The sequence below is a fragment of the Marinobacter sp. EN3 genome (genome assembly GCF_000475315.1).
In the GTDB taxonomy this organism is placed as follows: domain Bacteria; phylum Pseudomonadota; class Gammaproteobacteria; order Pseudomonadales; family Oleiphilaceae; genus Marinobacter; species Marinobacter nauticus.
On sequence record NZ_AXCC01000052.1, the window covers coordinates 1 to 18,044 of the forward strand.

Genomic DNA, 18,044 nt, shown 5'->3' on the forward strand with positions numbered 1-18,044 from the left:
TTACTTTGTTTCGGATTAGTAAGGGCACAGCTCTACTCGGTCGTCAATTTCAATTTATGGACTGACCGCTCACCAAGGACTTCAGTTCAATATCCGGATCCTTCAACATTTCAGGATTGACCTGCCTGCGTTGTTGAACGAGGGTCTTGCCGACCATAAAAGCGATGGGCAGGTTGACCGCATCAACAGCAATGACACAGCCATCGCGGAGATAGAACACCGCAAATCCCTTGTCTTCCGGGCTTCCGCGCAGCACACGCTGATCATGATGTTGCGACAACCCCACCATCTGCAGACGCACGTCATATTGGTTCGACCAGAACCATGGAGCGCTGTTATAGGGTTTCTCCTCGCCCATCAGGGTTGCCGCCGCTGTCCGGGCCTGATCAACCGCGTTGGCGACAGATTCAAGGCGCTGCATCTTCTCGAAGAAAAGATTCCGGTGGCGGGTACAGTCGCCGATCGCCAGGATGGCGGGATCTTCTGTGCGGGTAAACTCGTCAACAATAATGCCGTCATCACAGGGCAGGCCGGCGGCCTCAGCCAGGGCGGTTTCCGGCACAACACCCACTGAAACGAGCACGATGTCGGCCGGTACAGTGCCGCCGCTCGCCAAGGTCACGCCAGCCACATGCCCCTGATCGCCCGCTTCGAAACCGGTTACCGCCGTGTTCAGCCGCAGATCCACGCCGGCGCTGCTGTGTTTGGTGTAAAAAAACTCTGAGATTTCCGGGCCTGTTACACGCTGCATAAGACGCTCGGCCGCTTCCAGTACTGTGACATTAACGCCTTTTTTGGTGGCACTGGCTGCCACCTCAAGTCCAATGTAACCACCACCCACGATGACCAGGCGCTTCCCCGGGAGCAATTCTTCACGCAGGGCATCCGAGTCAGCTATGTCGTGCAGATAATAAATGCCCTCCAGGTCAGCCCCGGGTGCGTTCAGGCTTCGGACGTGGGACCCCGTGGCCAGAACCAGTCGATCGTATTTCAATGTGCTCTGGTCCGACAGGCTGATGGTCCTGTTGTCCCGATCAATCTGTTCGGCACGCACACCAAGCCGCAACTGATGGCCGGCGTTCTCGAACACCGAGCGCGGCTTCAGGTACAGCGACGCCTGATCAACCTCTCCTGCCAGATAGTTCTTGGACAGGGGCGGCCGCTGATAGGGTGGATGTGGTTCTTCGCCCACCAGAATCACTTCCTGTTGATATTTTTTTTGCAGCAGGGTTGTCAGGAGCGCACCCGCTGCGTGCCCGCCGCCAACGATGACTGTCGTCTCTTTCTGTTGGTTTGCCATAGTCTGTCTCTGCCTGTTGTTCTCTGGGATCAGATTGATCAGAAGTCCGGATGCCAGCTGTGCGCCGGGATGCCCCCCGCAGCGCTAGCCGACCGTCTCCCCGGCATCCTCAAGTATCATCGCGGCGCCTTTCTCGCCGATCATGGTTGCCGGCTGATTGGTGTTTCCGCCGACCAGCGTCGGCATGATGGAGGCATCGACCACCCGCAGGCATTGCAGGCCATGCACGCGCAGGCGCGGATCGACCACCGCCATCGGATCAACACCCATCTTGCAGGTGCCAACCGGGTGGTACGCTGATTCACCGCTGCGCCGTACCCATGCGGCGAGATCGTCGTCATTCTGGAGCGCCGGCCCGGGCGAGACCTCAACCTCGTGGTGCGGGGCAAAGGCCGCCTGCGCCAGGATTCTGCGCACCAGATGTACCCCGCGTACCAGTCGCTCGACATCGGCGGACTCGGCCATGTAGTTGGGGTCGATCAGCGGCGCCGCAAACGGGTCGGCACTGTGCAGACCGACGCGCCCGCGCGACGATGGCCTGAGCCCGTAGATCATCACCGCGTAGCCATAACCGCTCATCGCGGTCTTCAGGTCTCGCCCGTGATCGTCGTACAGCATTGGCGCGAAGTGCAGCTGCAGGTCGGGTATCGGCTCCTCGGGCCGGGAGCGGATGAACCCGCCGGCCTCGGCGCCGTTGCTCGACAGCACGCCCCGCCGGCCGCTCAGATACGTCAGAGCGCCCCACAGCCCCTTGAGCCAGTAGCTCGGATGCATCGAGATGCTTTGGCGGCTGCGGGCGCTGACGCGCACGAACACGTCGATATGATCCTGGAGATTCTGCCCGACGCCCTCCAACGCATGGCGCAGTTCTATGCCATGCCGGGACAGTTCCTCCCGCGGACCGACCCCGGACAGCATCAGCAGTTGCGGCGAGTTGAACGCGCCGCCGCAGAGCACAACTTCGCGCCTGGCACGAACCTGCGTCTGCCCCGTTGTATCGCGGTATTCGACACCGGTGGCGCGGGTGCCTTCGAGTAGCACCCGGGTGACATGCGCGCCGCTGCAAACCGTCAGGTTGGAGCGCCCCGCAGCGGGTTCCAGATACGCCCGCGCATTGCTACAGCGTGTGCCGTCTTTCTGGTAGGCGTAGTAGAAGCCCACGCCCTCCTGCTCACTGCCGTTGAAATCTGTATTGAGCCGGTACTTCGCCTGGGTTGCCGCCTCGACAAACGCAATGCTCAGCGGATTGGTATAGCGCCGCTCGGCAACGTTCAGCGGACCACCCTGACCATGAAATTCTGCCTCATTCAGCGTAAGTTTGGGCTCGAAATGTTCCGATCGGCGGAAGTAGGGCAACACCTCGGCGTATGACCACCCGTTGCACCCCAGCCGTGCCCACTCGTCGTAGTCCCGGGCATGCCCGCGAATATAGACCTGCGCGTTCATGGCGCTGGAACCGCCAAGCATCTTGCCCCGCGGCTGAAAAAGCGCCCGGTCGTGCATGTGACGCTGCGGTTCGGTATTGAACTGCCAGTTGTAGCGGCGGCTGAACATCAGCTGCAGGAAACCCAGCGGCATGTTCACGAAAGGGTTGCGGCGGCTCTCCGGACCGGCTTCAAGCAGCAGCACAGAATGGCGACCGCTCTCCGACAGGCGGCTGGCGACAGCACATCCGGCCGAGCCCGCGCCAACCACGACATAGTCAAATTGTTCGGTCGTCATCCTGGTCAGCCTGTTCATTAACTTTTTGGTGTCAGCTGGACCATCAGCTCCGAATAGCCCCGCACGAAGTTGGACTGCACCCGCTCGGGCTCTTCGACGACTTCGATGTTGTCAAAACGCTTGAGTATTTCTTCCCAGAGGATGCGCAGTTGCAGTTCAGCCAGACGGTTGCCCATGCAACGGTGAACCCCATAGCCGAACGACATGTGGTTTCGTGCGTCCTTGCGATCAATGATGAACTGATCGGGGTTGTCAAATTTGCGCTCGTCCCGGTTACCCGACGCGTACCACATGACAACTCGATCACCCTTCTTGATGGTCTGGCCGCCCAGTTCGACATCCTGCTTGGCGATTCGGCGCATATAGGCCAGCGGCGTTTGCCAGCGGATGATTTCCGACACCATGTTCGGAATCAACTCCGGTTTTGCCTTCAATTTTTCAAATTCCCTGGGGAATTCGTTCATGGCCACCAGGCCACCACTCATCGAGTTGCGCGTCGTATCGTTGCCGCCGACTATGAGCAGCGTCAAATTACCGATAAACTCCATCGGCCGATTGATCAGGTCTTTCGTTTCTTTGTTGCTCTGCAACAGGCTGATCAAATCGAAACCGGGCTCCTCGCCTGCTGCGCGGCGCGCCTCCTTGTCCCGCCAAAGCCTGGAGAAAGACCGGGCCATGTCTGCCGCGTCGTCAAACATGGCATTTTCATCGGCAAACTCCCCGCCGGTGGCCGATGCTGCACCTGCCATTCTGTCCGACCACTCAACCAGCTTGTGGCGTTCCTCGTAAGGAAAATCCAGAAGCGTCGCCAGCATGCGGCCTGTGAGTTCCTTGGAAACAGCAGGTACCCAGTTAAAGGGTTTGTCTGTAGGCAGGCTGTCAAGCACATCGCCGGTGCGTGATCGGATCAGCCCCTCCATCTCCTTCAGGTTTTTCGGTGCCACTACTCCCTGCACCGAGCTGCGCTGCACATCGTGTTTCGGCGGATCCATCGCTATGAACATTTCCACCGACAGCCCCTCCGGAGGGTCACCGAGAATGATTTGCGGCTCGGCGGAAAACAGATCGTGACTCTTATCCACGAACAGGATGTCTTCAAACCGAGTTACCGACCAGAAGGGGCCGAAAGGACTGTTCTTCTGGTAATGGACCGGCGCCTCATCACGCAACCGTTTGAAATAGGCGCGCCACTGACCCTGCCGGTATAAAAACGGATTGCTGACATCGATGTCCTCAAGGGCCAGCGTGTTAACGTCCGGGATGGGTGTTTCAACGAATTCGGGCATCGGTCGGCGTTGGCCGAAGGTCTTCCTCTTGGCGCTCATTAAGAATTTCAGTCCCTGGATTTGCCTGTGCATCGGCACCACCCTGGAGGTGGCGTTAATCAGTCGGGACTGAATGTCGTCAAATGTTCTGGGCAGTGTTGGCATGCGTCCTCCTGTGTTCACATCTGGAACTCGGGTAAATGCACGGTCATGCCGTCCATTTCATCAGTCAGTACCACCTGGCAGCCCAGGCGCGAAGTGCTCGCCCGCTCCGGTGTCATTGACAGCATTTGTTCTTCCTCATTGCCAGGCGTGCCTGTCTTGCTGAACCATTCGTTCGTGACGATAACGTGGCAGGTACCGCAGGCGCACTCCCCCCCACAATCCCCGTCGATACCGGGAATGGCGCTATCAACAGCGATTTGCATTACCGAGGAACCAGCTTTGAATTCTACGACATGTTCAGTTTGATCATGTTCGATAAACGTAACTTTGCCCAATGTTGTTCTCCTTCCCGCATTGATGACTGACGCATATTGCTTGCCTGCCGGCACATATTTCAGGTCATTTCTTGACAAGTAGGGGTCATTTGAAGACAAAATGGCGAGACTTCAGGAAGGGGTGCATCAATGATGGTGGCGCGGAAGAAGGCGGAGGACTTGCAAAGGCCCGGTCCGGATATTCCATCGAATTACTCACGGCTAGTTGCACGTGAGCTGAATCTGACAGCCAGACAACTTCCGCGTCTGCTGCGGGGCACTGGACTTGGGGTGACGCAATTTTTGAGCGAGGACGGACTGCTTACTGTGGCTCAGCAGATACAGATCCTGCGTAATGCAATGGATCTGTCCGGCCAGCCAGAATTTGGGTTAAGGCTGGGTAAACGAATGACTCCGGCAACCCACGGAGCAATGGGGTTCGTGGCTTACAGCAGCCCCGACCTCCTCACTGCTCTACACGCGATTCGGACATTCCTGCCCACGCGCGCGAGCTTCATCCAGTTGCACTTGCAGCAAGTCGGTGAGCGTTTGGAATGTATTCTGCAGTACCTGGGGCCATTAGACGATGACATACAGCGTTGCCTGTCGGATGCGATGGTCAAGGCACTTTTCGAATTCGGCGAGTTCATGGTTGGCCGCCCTTTGCGCGAGGCTGAAGTATGCTTTGCCCATCCGAAACCCGAGTATCACGCAACGTATTCGGACTTTTTGTCCGGGCAGATTCACTTTGATTGCAGCCAATTAAAACTCAGCTTGCCGATGGCCTTGTGTCGGGAACCAAACGCCTCTGCCAATCATGAAAACTATCATCTGGCCATGCGACAGTGTGAAGCCATGCTTGCGCAACTTCAGTCCGATAAGCCAAGCTACCAGACCCGGCTGAAGAAGATGATGTTGTCCCGGCCGCCGGGAACGCTCAGTGAAGAGGAAGCGGCTGCTTCTCTGTTCATCAGCAAACGCACCCTGGCGCGTAAACTCAACCATGAAGGCAGCAGTTTTCGAAAAATCCGTGACGAGATTCTGTCTCAGCAGGCAGCGCTATACCTGCGTGACAGCGAACTGTCAATCGAGGCCATTGCCGCGTTGATGAATTATCACGACAGTGCCAATTTCAGACGCGCCTTCAAACGCTGGTTTGGCCAGCCACCTGAGCAATTCAGGCTAAACGTCAGATCACACACCATCTATACACGTGATTAACAAACATAAACCGGCGCTAATTACGCTTGGGGAGCCAGTGCCTATGTTCGTACACTTTTCCTGATTACACCATCCATGATGACGTTCCAGACAAAATCACCAATGCCGTCGAGTGTATAGACACCTTTCGGATCAAACCAGGTTGCGACCCAGTTGAGCGCCCCGAGGCCGATTAGGCGAAGCAGGCGAGCATTGACATCCTTCCGAATCACGCCTTGCTCAATCATCGTTTCGATGATCTCGGCCCAAAGGGATTCATACTGGTCACGCAAAGCGATGATGTCCCCGCGGGCCTCCGCGCTCAGTGAACGCCACTCAAACAAAAGTACGTAAACCGTATCCGAATCAACCAGCAGGGCGTGCAAATGTGCGTTGATACAAAGACGCAATCGTTCCACGGGATCGTCCGAGCTGGCGTACGCGGTTTCAACCTCTGTTGTAACCAGGTCTACTCCCCGACGCATCAGCTCAACGAGCAGCGCTTCCTTGCTGCTGTAACGATAATACAGACTTCCGGGCAGCATATTGCAGGCTTCTGCAATCTCCTTAAGAGATGTCCTTTCAAAACCTTTCTCACGAAACAGCCGGGCGGCGTTAGACAAAACATTACCCTGATCGCCTAGTTTGCTTGCAGGGGTAATCTGTCTGTCAACCATGGCTTAAACATCTCCTGAGCAATCCCGTTTATTAATCATCAGAGCAGCCATCATTCGATTCGTTTCACTGATCGTACGCCATTACACCGGTGCCGTGCCATTTGGATTAACAAAGTGTTGACTTTTGGTTGGTTGACCAACCAAACTTTGGAAACAATGCTACTCACAAGAGAACGCCATGGCAATGACCTATGACAATCCACTGGTCCTCTACACTTCCGCCCCTGCGCGAAATGCATGTCAGACTGGGCGGATCTGATGAACGATCTGAACAAACTTCAGCACAGTGACGCTGTGACGACGGCGTGGCAGTTCACCGAACAGGTTCCTCACGGCAGGGATCTGGGCATGCAAGTTGTCTCGGTAGACCAGGGCCAGGTCTGTATGCGGCTAACCCCGCAGTCATGGATGTTCGCCCATAAGGATACAAAAGAAATCTGCACCAGCGTACTTTACTCGCTGGCAGACTCCGCCGGAGGCTTGGCGGTATTCGCGGGTGCCCTGGAGTTGATGCCCATTGCCACTCTGGATCTGCGCATGGATTATTTGCGGCCTGCCATCGGCGACCGGGCCCTGTCAGCGGTGGCCACCTGTCGTCATTTATCGGACGATGTCGCGTTTATTCATTGTGACATCCTTAGCGAGGGAAATCGCGAGTTACTAGCGACGGCAAACGCCACCTTCATGCGTAACACCCAGGGACAGCAATTGCATGCAGGTGGACCAGGAAAGGAGAGCGCATGAGCACGACTGGCGATTCGGCCCCACAAATCTCAGGCACTGCGGAAAGTGCGAAAGAATGTGCTGACTGGCAGGCTCTTCTGGAGCGCATTCCCTATGCACAGCACCTCGGGCTTGAGGTTCAGCGCGGTGATGTAGGCGTATTGGTTCATTTGCCGTGTCGTGAAGCGCTGATTGGCAACTTCATGCTACCAGCCCTCCATGGCGGCGTGCTTGGAGCCCTGATCGAACTCACCGCGCGGGTGGCTGCGCAAAGCCAGGATGCAGAGACACGTTGCCCGCGCATTCTCGACAGCCACATCAATTACCTCCGCTCCGCGAAGGCCCGATCGACGTTCGCCAGGGCCGACATTATTCGGCAAGGCAGGCGCACCAGCCTGGTCCAGGTGACCTGCTGGCAAGGCGATGATAAAAAACCGATCGCCACTGGTCAGGTTCAGTTATTGCTCCCGACAATGGCCGCCCAACAAGAAGACCGTCATGGACATTAAGCACAACACACCTGAACGCGACGAATTCCGGGCGACGGATGGCGCCGATATCGCACTGTGGCGCTGGCCGCAATCCAAAGCGCGACCCACACTGCACTGGGCCCATGCCACGGGTTTCCATGGCCGCCTGTACCATCCACTGCTTGACGAGCTCGCCACGGACGTCAATGTCCTGGCTTGGGACATGCGAGGACACGGGGCCAGCGTTGGTGCAGCCAACCTGTCGACATTCCGGGGCTGGGAAACCTATTATCGCGACCTGATCGCTCTGCTGGAATGCCTGGACGAACCGGTCTGGCTTGCCGGCCATTCCATCGGTGCCACCACCAGCATCATGGCCGCTGCCCGGCGGCCTGACAAAGTGCTGGGTCTGATTCTGGCGGAACCGGTGATCATGGATCCGGTGCAGGGCCTGAAGTTGGGGCTGGCCAAGCTGCTGCGTCAGTCACATCGGTTGTCGCTGGCCGCCGGAGCGGCACGTCGGCGCAGGGTATTTGATTCGCACGCTGCTGCGCTGGACAACTATCGTGGCCGCGGTGGCTTCAAGACCTGGCCCGAAGCATGGCTGAACGCCTACGTCCAACACGCCTTCGTGCCGCAGGGTGACCAAGTTCAATTGGCGTGTGCGCCCGAATGGGAGAGCACCACCTTTGCCCATACCGAACACAACCCCTGGCCCGGTATTCGTCAGTTGCGGTGCCCGGTTATAGCACTGGCCGCGGAACGCGGGTCAACCTTCTCACCAAAGGCACAAAAACGCCTGAAGGCCCTGCTGCCTTCGGCTGACGTCAGGGTTCTTGAGGGCACGACCCATTTTCTGCCTATGGAGCAGAAGGACATCGTTCGCGATGCTATCCTGCAACTAGCTTTATCTGGATGCCGCGAGAACTGATATCCACACCTTAATCTTGCCGATCGAGACATCTGCCATGCGCTTTCTGCTGACCCTGTTTATCTCGCTGCTCATTCTGTCAGGTTGTCAGCAGTCCGCGGAACCGCCTCCAGAGGCCCGCCCCCCTGTTCCCTGGGTAAAAACAGTGGAATTGAAGGAGGCAGGTCCAACATCTCAGAGGTTTTCAGGAACCCTGCGAGGCCGCCACGAAGTTCCCCAGGCCTTTCAGATCGCCGGCCGGATTCAACAACGTTTCATCGATCCCGGTCAGCGCGTGGAAAAAGGCGACTTACTGTTCAAACTCGATTCACGAGACCTTATCGCAACCGCGGAGGGGGCCGCCGCAGATCTGAGGCGTGCAGAAGCGGCCCTGGCCATTGCCACTAATGAGCTCCAGCGACAGCAGGAACTGGTAGGACGTCAGTTTGTCAGCGAACAAACCCTGCAACGCCTTGAACTGGCGGAGCGTGAAGCACGCAGCCAGGTGGAAACGGCTTCTGCACGAAATCAGCAGGCTCAGAATGCTCTGGGATATGCGGAACTAAAAGCCGCCAATGCAGGCGTGATCACCGAGGTCATCGTTGAGCCCGGCCAGGTTGTGGGTGTCGGTCAAACCCTTGCCGTTCTGGCTGAAGATCAATCCCTGGAAGTCGAGGTCTTTTTACCTCAGGGCAGCAACCCGCCCCGGCAAGGTTATGTTCCTTTACCCAATGGCGAACAGCTTGCGGTGAATCTGAGAGAGATTGCCGGGGCTGCCGACGCCAGAAGCCGGAGCTGGCGTGCCCGATACAGCCTGGAGGGGCCCTACCCTTCGTCTTTAACGCTTGGTTCAGTGGTGAGTGTCCGGCTGATGCAGAAACAAACCACGGCCAGCCATCGTGTACCGCTGGGTGCCCTTGATGAGAGAGGAGAAACGCCGCAGGTCTGGTTGGTCTCCGACGGCATGGTGACCCCCCTTGCGGTCGAGGTTATCGATTTGGGTGAGGAGTATGCGCAGATCCGGGCCAACATCAACGCGACTACGCCGATCGTCGCATTAGGGACACACCTGCTCACGCCTGGCATGGCGGTGCGGGAGCTGGCTCAATGAGCCTGCCTAATCTTTCCGCACTGGCAGTGCGCGAGCGTTCGGTCACCCTCTTTTTTCTTTTGATGTCCGTTGTTGCGGGCTTCTACGCGTTCTCATCCCTTGGTCGGGCGGAAGACCCTGCGTTCACTGTCCGGGCAATGGTGGTTTCTGTGGTTTGGCCAGGAGCAACCCCTGAGGTGCTACGGAATCAGGTGGTGGACCGCCTGGAAAAACGAATACAGGAAGTGGCGTATTTCGACACTGTTGAAACCACCATTCGGCCCGGACAGGCCACCATGCTTATCCGGTTCCAGGATTATACGCCTAGTGAAAAAATGCCCGATCTCTTCTATCAAGTTCGCAAGCGCATGTCCGATGAAAGCCCCAATCTCCCCCGTGGTGTCATCGGCCCCATCGTTAACGATGATTTCTCAGACGTGTATTTCTCCCTGATGGCCCTCACAGCACCGGGAATGCCAATGCGTGAACTGACCCGCGAGGCAGAAGCGATACGAGATCGCCTGCAACGGCTACCCGGCTTGCAAAAGGCACAGATCCTGGCCGAGCGTCCTGAGCGGGTGTATCTCGAGTTTGATCAGGACCGGCTCAACAATCTCGGCTTGTCGGCAGAAGAAGTGTTGCAGGCGATAGAGGCCAACAATCGCCTTGAGCCTCTGGGCTTTGTTGATCTTGCCGGCCCGCGGGTTTATGTCCGCAGCAACATTGACCTGTCTGACCTTGAGCGCCTCGCCTCAGTACCTCTGCGTATCGGAGACCAAGTTATCACCGTGTCTGATCTGGCCGAGGTGCGTTTGGGCTATGAAGATCCGTTGAACTACATCGTCCGTTCCAGCGGTGAGGATGCGATCCTCCTGGGCGTCGTCATGGAGGCGGGCGAAAATGGCCTGGAGTTTGGTGAACGGCTCAGTAAGTTTGTCAGCACTGAACAGGCCAGGCTGCCCCTGGGGATGTCAATACAGACCCTGACCAACCAGGCTGAGGCCATCACTCAGGCCGTTGATCTTTTTCAGGTCAAGTTTCTGGTGGCATTGGTCGTCGTAATGGGCGTCAGTATTCTGGCGATCGGCCTGCGTGCGGGTTTAGTGGTGGGCATTGCGATTCCCGTTACTCTCGGGCTGACCTTTTTATTGATGAAAATAGCGGGCATTAACCTGGACCGCATCACCCTGGGCGCGTTGATTATCGCACTGGGCCTGTTAGTGGACGATGCGATCATCGCCATTGAAATGATGATTGTGAAGATGGAGAGTGGCTGGGACCGGGTACGGGCAGCCAGTCATGCCTGGAGCGTCACAGCCGCGCCCATGCTGTCTGGAACGCTAGTAACAGTGGCCGGTTTTGTCCCCATCGGCTTTGCTCAGTCGGGTGTCGGGGAATACACCGGTAACATCTTCTGGGTGCTGGCTTTTGCGTTGCTGATTTCCTGGGGGGTGGCGGTCACCTTTACGCCTTATCTGGGCGTCAAGCTATTGCCCGATTACATCGGGCATACTGGCCAGGACCTTTATCAAAGCGCTTTTTATCAGCGGTTGCGTGGGGTGATTGCAGCGTGTGTAAGGTACCGGAAAACCGTCGTTTTTCTCACAGTGGGTTTACTGGCTCTCAGTGCTTTCGGTATGGCAGCCCAGGTACAGAAGCAGTTTTTTCCCAGTTCTGATCGCCCCGAGGTTCTGATCAGTGTCTATGCTCCGCAGGGGAGCGCTATTGCCACCACGGATCAAAGCGTCAGACGCCTTGAAGCGATATTGATGGACATGCCGGAGGTTAAAAGCCTGTCCGCTTACATCGGTGCCGGTGCACCCAGATTCTTCGTATCGGCAAACCCCGAGCAGCCGGACCCGGCGTTTGCCAAGTTGATTGCCATCGGGCAGGACGTTGAAGGGCGCGATCACATCATCTCGACGCTGGAGGCCAAAATCGCGGCGGGTGAGTTTCCTGAGGCGAGAGTGCGTGTAACGCGTTTGCTGTACGGCCCGCCGGTGGCCTGGCCGGTCAGTTTTCGAGTGTTGGGTCCGGAACCCGATCAACTCAGAGAGATCGCGCACCAGATTCGGACTCTCATGACCGGGCATCCGAACATCGTCATGCCGCACCTCGAATGGGATGAGCGTGTGCCCACGCTCTATCTTGAGTTGGACCCGGAAAACCTGGGTTGGATGAGCCTGACCCCGGCAGAGGTCGCCCGGCAACTCCAGTTCCAACTCCGCGGAGTGACCGTCACCGAGCTACGCCAGGGCATAAGGAGCGTTCAACTGGTGGCGCGCAATGCCCGCGGTGACGTGATAATGCCCGAAGATCTTGAGATCAAAACCCGCGACGGCCGCAAACTGTCCGTACAACAACTGGGCCAGTGGCAGGTTCGTTATGAGGAACCCGTTATAAAGCGTTACAACCGTGCTCCTTTCCTGGCCGTCCAGGCGGATGTAAACGGCGCCCAGCCACCGGATGTCACCAAAGAGATCTGGAGTACGATGACAGGCCTGCGTGAACGGTTACCGGACGGTTATCGTATTGAAATTGGCGGTACGGTGGAGCAATCCGCCAAAGCCAACGCCTCCATCCAGACATTACACCCCGTGATGTTGGCGTTGATGCTGATCTTCATCATGCTTCAGATGCGTTCATTTATCGGCACATTGACCGTTCTGGCCACCGCGCCATTGGGGCTGATTGGCGCTGTGCTGGCTTTGCTGTTGTTTAATCAACCTTTTGGCTTTACCGCGTTGCTGGGACTGATTGGCCTGGGCGGCATCCTGATGCGAAACACCATGATTCTGACGCAGCAGGTGCAGGACAACTTCACAACTGGGATGGCTGCCCGGGAAGCCGTGGTCGAGGCAGCCGTCCAACGCGCCCGCCCCGTGGTACTCACTGCCCTGGCGGCCGTTCTGGCGTTTGTACCTCTGACCTTTGACCTTTTCTGGGGGCCGCTCGCTTATGTGCTTATAGGGGGCGTAGCAGTCGGCACTCTGATCACCCTACTGTTTGTTCCGGCGCTTTACGCACTCTGGTTTCGGTTAAAGGAAAAGTGAGCCAGGTGTTTGAGCTCCGAAGTAATCCTTACATAGCCGACGAAGCCAGAACCGGGAGATTCAGGGGTTACTTGCCCCTTCCCGTGACATGAATTGCCCCGGTCCCCGGAGACATTCAGAATCGGTAACTCATAAACACACCGGTGTAGGCTTGGGTAGCCTCCCCGATGTCACTGACAATCGGGCTATCCTCGGCATCGCCGGTTAATTGTGACACCCCAGCAGTCGCGGTGACCGACCATTGCGCAGACAACGAATAGGTTAAACTGCCTGTCAGGCCATACCGGGCATAGCCATCAGGGCTATAGGAGGCCAAGCCGGAGCGGGCACTTTCCGTATCGGAAATACCAAACATATCGTCCGTCCAGTCATCACTGCTATAGGTCAGGTTTGGACCCAGGGAGGCAGACCATTGATCGCTGAGCTGGTTCCGCCATCGCGCCTTAAGCACCACCTGATAGCCATCGACATCGCCGGTGAAGGGAGACTGGACAGCTGCGCTGTACGACCATGCGTCGTGAGTGTAAGCAACGCGCAAGCCGGCGATCGCGCCGCCATCAATCTTGTCCAGGCGTTCGAGATCCTCATCATTATCGCGCCCCGGAGTGTATCCAATAAAGGGCGACAGCTTCCAGTTGCCGTGGCGAATCAGGTTCCAGCCAAGACCATCGCGAATGTTAAAGTAGAAACGGTCACCATAGCTCACATTGATCGTCGGCCAGACCCTGGTTTCATAATCGTCGCTGCCAAGGTAGTCCGGAGCATAGAGCACACCGGCTCCCAGGCTGGCATCCCACTGCGTGTTTGCCAGGCTCGGGGTTGAAACGACCAACAGAGTCGTGGAAGCGGCCAGTAGCCACCGACGTTCTGGTTTCGACAACATAAACGGATTCTCCAGTTGAATAGCTTCGCTGCGCCGCCGGGGCGCAGCACGCTGTGACGATTGGGTTGGTTTCGGAATCAGGACTCGGTAGAGTCTCGGTACCCGGCCATCATTTTCATCATCCAGCCTGGGTACTCCTCCGGTATACGGCTCACCTCGTCGAGCGCATTAAGTTCTTCGCCAGACAACCGGATCTGCGCTGCCTGGATATTGGCTTTCAGCTGCTCCGGCCGCTTGGCGCCAACGATAATGCTGCTCACGACGTTTTGGTGCAACAGCCACGCCAGGGCGATCTGTGCCACGGTAACCGGCTCGCCGTCCATCTGCTTTCCGTCGGCAATCTCCCGCATCACCTTGATGACTTTGCTGCCCCGCTCACGGTCGACGGGCGGAAAGTCAAACTTGGCACGCCGGTTTTCCTCGGACACGTCCGGCCCCTCGTATTTACCGGACAGATAACCGCCTGCCAGGGGGCTCCACACCATCAGCCCGACGTTTTCAGATTCCAGCATCGGAATAATATCCCGCTCCAGGTCGCGACCCACGAGGGTATAGTGGGCCTGCAGGGATATGATCGGGCACAAGTTGCGGGCCCGGGTGATGCCGATGGCTTTCATCACCTGCCAGGCGGCCCAGTTGGACAGACCCACATAGCGCACATGGCCCTGTTGCACCAGGGTGTTCAGTGCCTCCAGGGTCTCCTCGATCGGGGTGGCCGGGTCAAAACCGTGGATCTGGTACAGGTCGATATAATCCGTTTGCAGGCGCGCCAGGCTCGCCTTGCATTCGCTCATGATGTGGCCGCGGGAAGCACCGCGGGCATTGGGGCCCTCGCCCATGGGGCCGAGCACCTTGGTGGCCAGCACGACATCTTCCCGGCGAACGCCGAGGTTCTTCAGGGACTGGCCGACGATGCGCTCGCTGGCCCCGAAGCCATAGATGTTGGCGGTATCGATAAAGTTGATTCCCGCCTCCAGAGCGATCTTCACCAGTTCGTCGGCCTGTTCCTGCTGCAACTGGCCGATCAGGCCCCAGATGTCTTCATCACCGCCGAAGGTCATGGTTCCCAGGCAGAGTTCGGAGACGAACAGACCCGAGTTGCCCAGCGACTTGTAGCCTGGACGATTGTCATCATTGAACCGCGGTAAACTCTCAGTTGCCATGTTGCACCTCCTCATGTTTTTCGGTTGGTGTTCCAGAATTCACTGTAAATACTGCCGGTTTCGGTTTGTTTGCATTCGCTTGTGTTACTCGGCGAAGATGGCCTTATAGAAACGCATAGCGCCCTCCCAGGAGCGGGCGGCAGCCTCTTCGTCATAACCCACCGGCATGCCGAACTCCTCGGCGATCTTGTCAGCACCCGGGTTGGTAAATGAGTGCAGCACTCCGGGGAAGCTCACCAGTGTCAGATCGACTTCGGCATCCTGCATCTCTTTGACCAGGCTCGCCACCTGATCCGAGGGGACCAGTTTGTCGGCACCGCCTGTGTAAACCTGGATCCTGGCTTTTACGGACCCGGGCTCAGCCTGGAGAGGGCTGCCGAGCGCACCGTGGAAGCTGACAACGCCGTCCAGATCAGCGCCCATGCGCGCCATGTTGAGAACAACGGCACCGCCAAAGCAGTAACCTTGTGCTGCAATTCGGGACGCGTCAACACTTTCGTGGTTCTTCAGGATGTCCATCGACTTCATGAAGCGCGCCTTGACCTGGTCCATGTCCTTGGTGGCTTCCTGCATGAATTGCTGGGCAGTATCAGGGTGGTCGGCTTGTTTGCCAGAGCCATACATATCCAGTGCAAACGCTGTATAGCCGGCGGAAGCAAGCCGTTCTGCCTGATTTCGCGCGAATTCATTGTGCCCCCACCATTCATGAACAACCAGAACCCCCGGGCGCTTCTGCCCGAATTCATCATCCCAGGCCATGTAGCCGGTGAAGGTCTCGTTGCCGACTTGATACTCAATGGTTCTGGTTTGCGTTTCTGCCAGTACCTGCGTACTTGCAACAGTGAGTGACAGCGTGGCTGCTGCCAGTGCTGTTTTCAGGGTGCTCATCATCTGTTTGCTCCTTTTCGCTCGTTATGAGTCAATTTGCGTAGCGATTATGTACGGGTAGACATCGACCAAAGCTCACAGGAAATGTCGCCGGGTGAGCGAACACGAATGTAATCGCTCGCTCAAAGCGCGATTCCTGTCCCGTCGTTACTGGCAGCGGGCGCGCAGCAGTCGCGTTGCGGCATCAAACACGGCGAGGTCTTCTTTGGTGCGCGCGGCGAGGTGAGCGCCTTCCAGCATCGCCAGGGTGGCCGGTGCTTCATCACTCGGATCACCGATGGCCGAGACGGTCCCATCCCTGTGTCCCAGTTCAAAGGTTGCCGTAATCCACTGCAGAACCATTGCGCGAACGGCGCCGACTCTGGCAATGACGGTGTCGGACAGGCTCTCGCGGCAGGTCGAAAAGGCAACACACAGACACACGGTTTGTCCATCATGCAACGCACCGCGGTACAGGGCAATGAGTGCCTTGAGGCGCGCAGCGGCGCTGGCATGGGCTGCGTCTATCTCGGTCAGACCCTGCTGCAGACTGGTCTGATAGCGTTCGATCAAGGCTTCGGAGAGCTTCGCCTTGGTGGGGAAATGGTAATGGATCGAGGCCTTTCGAATGCCGATGGCCTCAGCCAGATCCGCATAGCTGAACCCGTCAAAGCCCCGTGACCGAACGGTGTGCTCGGCAAGGTCCATCAGGGCTGTTCTGGTATCACGGTTCATGGTTATCCACCTGTCTGCCTTTGCAATCCCGCTATTGCCGGGCTTATACCCTCGGCGCCCCGGCAAATCGCAGGTGCCCCGTTTTCATCCAGATCTTGGCGCCGTCGTCCCCGGCCGTCAGGGACAACCGGTGTCCTTCAGGGAGGCGCAGCCAGTCATGCCTGGCCAGCACCTCGCCATTGCCGGTCACCGAGCCTTCGATTACCAGCAGCTCGATTCCGCCGGGCGCCTCAGATGTCAGTGTCGCTCCTGCTTCGAGCCGGCTGTAGGTCACGATCTCACGATCGTCCTCATGCAGCTTTGCGGTGGAAACGCCGCCGACCGGGGCGCCCAGCTCGGCCTCCATATTCTTGCTGAACTGAGTGCGGTCGGCCAGGTCGAACTGCCACAGTTTCACAAATATCGTGCAGCCCGTTTCAGAGCCCGGACTATGTGACGTGGTTGGGGGGTTGCGCACATAGCTACCCGCGGGGAAGTCGCCGTGCTCATCCTGGAACACACCATCGAGTACGATGAATTCTTCTCCACCGGTATGGGTATGCGCCGAGAAATGGCTCCCCGGCGCATAACGCACGATGGTGGTGGCGCGGGCAACCTCCTCCCCGATCCGGTCCAGCATGCGCCGCTCCACCCCTTTCATGGGCGAGGGCTGCCATTCAATCTGGTCGGAATGCATAACCACCGGTTCGGAGAAATCTGCATTAATCTCCATGTTATTCCTCCCTTTTGTGCGCTTCATGGTTTCAGCGCTTGCATTAAACCCGAAGGTTTCGGGTCATCCGGCGATTGAAGGACGGGCTGCGACTCTTGCGCGCCAGGCCTGTAGATGGGTCAGGGACTCGGGAATGTCAACCTTCGCGAAATCCGCAAACCCCAGGCCGGCAAAGGCGGTGATGTCTGCGACCGAGAAGCTGTCGCCTGCAAGAAACTCGTTGTCCGCCAGAACACTGTCAAGGTAGGCCATGGTTGCGCTGGCCACTTCTTTCTGTTTATTGCCCCACTCAGCGCATTGCCAGGTTTCCAGATCCGGACCGAGCCCCGGGGTCGCGTGGTGAAAATAGGCACCCACGGCGTTCATCAGCCCGTTTTCTGCCCGCAGATTCATCATCGCGATAAGGGCGCGCTCCTTCGGGGTTGTGCCCGTAAGGGACGGACCATCGAAGACGCCGTCGATATATTCGGTAATGGCGTTGCACTGGGCGATGCAGGTGCCATCGTCAAGTTCCAGCATGGGCACGGTGGCATCGGGGTTTTTCGTCTTGAACGCGTCGGAACGGTGTTCGCCGCTCATGACATCTACCGGGACGAATTCCACCTTATTTGTTGCGCCTTTTTCTGCCAGGGCGATGCGAACGCGGAGCGGGTTCGGGAAGCCTTCGATATCGTAAATTTTCATTGCTTACCTCTGTTGGTCATTAAGCATACGACGACTAATTTACCTATCAGTAGGTAGGCTGGCAAGAGGCAATTTAATTATTCTGCTTTGCTTTGAGCCGCTGACAAGACA

The 18,044-nt window shown here is 57.5% G+C and carries 17 protein-coding genes; 6 read left to right on the plus strand and 11 right to left on the minus strand.

Features of this window, described 5'->3' with window-relative positions; all coding sequences use genetic code 11:
• Nucleotides 1-49: 49 nt before the first annotated feature.
• The 4 genes from Q675_RS32650 to Q675_RS32665 form a co-directional block, all read right to left on the minus strand.
• Nucleotides 50-1,300 (minus strand): NAD(P)/FAD-dependent oxidoreductase, encoded by a 1,251-nt coding sequence (locus tag Q675_RS32650; protein ID WP_023011693.1) that lies wholly within the window; start codon nt 1,298-1,300, stop codon nt 50-52.
• 84 nt (nt 1,301-1,384) lie between these two features.
• Nucleotides 1,385-3,022: a GMC family oxidoreductase gene (locus tag Q675_RS32655; protein ID WP_023011694.1), complete on the minus strand. Its 1,638-nt coding sequence runs from the start codon at nt 3,020-3,022 to the stop codon at nt 1,385-1,387.
• Nucleotides 3,023-3,039: 17 nt separating this feature from the next.
• Nucleotides 3,040-4,380 carry a cytochrome P450 gene (locus Q675_RS32660; RefSeq protein WP_227499594.1) on the minus strand — a complete coding sequence of 447 codons (1,341 nt, stop codon included), beginning with the start codon at nt 4,378-4,380 and terminating at the stop codon, nt 3,040-3,042.
• An 86-nt stretch (nt 4,381-4,466) separates the two neighbouring features.
• Complete coding sequence (locus Q675_RS32665) at nt 4,467-4,787, minus strand: 2Fe-2S iron-sulfur cluster-binding protein (protein WP_023011696.1); 321 nt, start codon at nt 4,785-4,787, stop codon at nt 4,467-4,469.
• Between the two features lie 129 nt (nt 4,788-4,916).
• On the opposite strand from Q675_RS32665, the gene Q675_RS32670 reads away from it, so the two are divergent.
• Nucleotides 4,917-5,987: an AraC family transcriptional regulator gene (locus Q675_RS32670; protein ID WP_023011697.1), complete on the plus strand. Its 1,071-nt coding sequence runs from the start codon at nt 4,917-4,919 to the stop codon at nt 5,985-5,987.
• A gap of 41 nt (nt 5,988-6,028) precedes the next feature.
• Here Q675_RS32670 and Q675_RS32675 read toward each other — a convergent pair whose 3' ends face one another.
• Entirely contained in the window at nt 6,029-6,643 is a 615-nt protein-coding gene (locus tag Q675_RS32675) for a TetR/AcrR family transcriptional regulator (RefSeq protein ID WP_011784139.1), read from the minus strand.
• Between the two features lie 258 nt (nt 6,644-6,901).
• Between Q675_RS32675 and Q675_RS32680 the strand changes: the two genes are divergently transcribed.
• The 5 genes from Q675_RS32680 to Q675_RS32700 are packed head-to-tail and all read left to right on the plus strand — an operon-like array spanning nt 6,902 to nt 12,889.
• A complete protein-coding gene (locus Q675_RS32680) occupies nt 6,902-7,387 on the plus strand; it encodes a PaaI family thioesterase (RefSeq protein WP_031209883.1) in 486 nt (161 codons plus the stop codon).
• Nucleotides 7,384-7,875 carry a PaaI family thioesterase gene (locus tag Q675_RS32685; protein ID WP_011784137.1) on the plus strand — a complete coding sequence of 164 codons (492 nt, stop codon included), beginning with the start codon at nt 7,384-7,386 and terminating at the stop codon, nt 7,873-7,875. The genes Q675_RS32680 and Q675_RS32685 overlap by 4 nt, the downstream gene beginning before the upstream one ends.
• Nucleotides 7,865-8,767: an alpha/beta fold hydrolase gene (locus Q675_RS32690; RefSeq protein WP_011784136.1), complete on the plus strand. Its 903-nt coding sequence runs from the start codon at nt 7,865-7,867 to the stop codon at nt 8,765-8,767. The genes Q675_RS32685 and Q675_RS32690 overlap by 11 nt, the downstream gene beginning before the upstream one ends.
• A 37-nt stretch (nt 8,768-8,804) precedes the next feature.
• Nucleotides 8,805-9,857 carry an efflux RND transporter periplasmic adaptor subunit gene (locus Q675_RS32695; protein ID WP_023011698.1) on the plus strand — a complete coding sequence of 351 codons (1,053 nt, stop codon included), beginning with the start codon at nt 8,805-8,807 and terminating at the stop codon, nt 9,855-9,857.
• Complete coding sequence (locus Q675_RS32700) at nt 9,854-12,889, plus strand: efflux RND transporter permease subunit (RefSeq protein ID WP_023011699.1); 3,036 nt, start codon at nt 9,854-9,856, stop codon at nt 12,887-12,889. Before Q675_RS32695 ends, Q675_RS32700 begins: the two co-directional genes overlap by 4 nt.
• Nucleotides 12,890-13,004: 115 nt before the next feature.
• Here Q675_RS32700 and Q675_RS32705 read toward each other — a convergent pair whose 3' ends face one another.
• The 6 genes from Q675_RS32705 to Q675_RS32730 all read right to left on the minus strand — a co-directional run bounded on the left by Q675_RS32705 (nt 13,005) and on the right by Q675_RS32730 (nt 17,933).
• The gene (locus tag Q675_RS32705) at nt 13,005-13,772 is read right to left on the minus strand and encodes a MipA/OmpV family protein (RefSeq protein WP_023011700.1); all 768 of its coding nucleotides are present in this window, start codon (nt 13,770-13,772) and stop codon (nt 13,005-13,007) included.
• 77 nt (nt 13,773-13,849) lie between these two features.
• Nucleotides 13,850-14,935 carry an aldo/keto reductase gene (locus tag Q675_RS32710; RefSeq protein WP_023011701.1) on the minus strand — a complete coding sequence of 362 codons (1,086 nt, stop codon included), beginning with the start codon at nt 14,933-14,935 and terminating at the stop codon, nt 13,850-13,852.
• 84 nt (nt 14,936-15,019) lie between these two features.
• Nucleotides 15,020-15,826, minus strand: coding sequence for a dienelactone hydrolase family protein (locus tag Q675_RS32715; protein ID WP_023011702.1), 807 nt, complete (start codon nt 15,824-15,826; stop codon nt 15,020-15,022).
• A gap of 144 nt (nt 15,827-15,970) precedes the next feature.
• Complete coding sequence (locus Q675_RS32720; protein WP_023011703.1) at nt 15,971-16,537, minus strand: TetR/AcrR family transcriptional regulator; 567 nt, start codon at nt 16,535-16,537, stop codon at nt 15,971-15,973.
• Nucleotides 16,538-16,580: 43 nt separating this feature from the next.
• Nucleotides 16,581-17,249 carry a cupin domain-containing protein gene (locus Q675_RS32725; RefSeq protein ID WP_023008336.1) on the minus strand — a complete coding sequence of 223 codons (669 nt, stop codon included), beginning with the start codon at nt 17,247-17,249 and terminating at the stop codon, nt 16,581-16,583.
• Between the two features lie 63 nt (nt 17,250-17,312).
• Nucleotides 17,313-17,933, minus strand: a complete 621-nt coding sequence (locus tag Q675_RS32730) for a glutathione S-transferase family protein (RefSeq protein WP_023011704.1) — start codon at nt 17,931-17,933, stop codon at nt 17,313-17,315.
• Nucleotides 17,934-18,044: the final 111 nt, after the last annotated feature.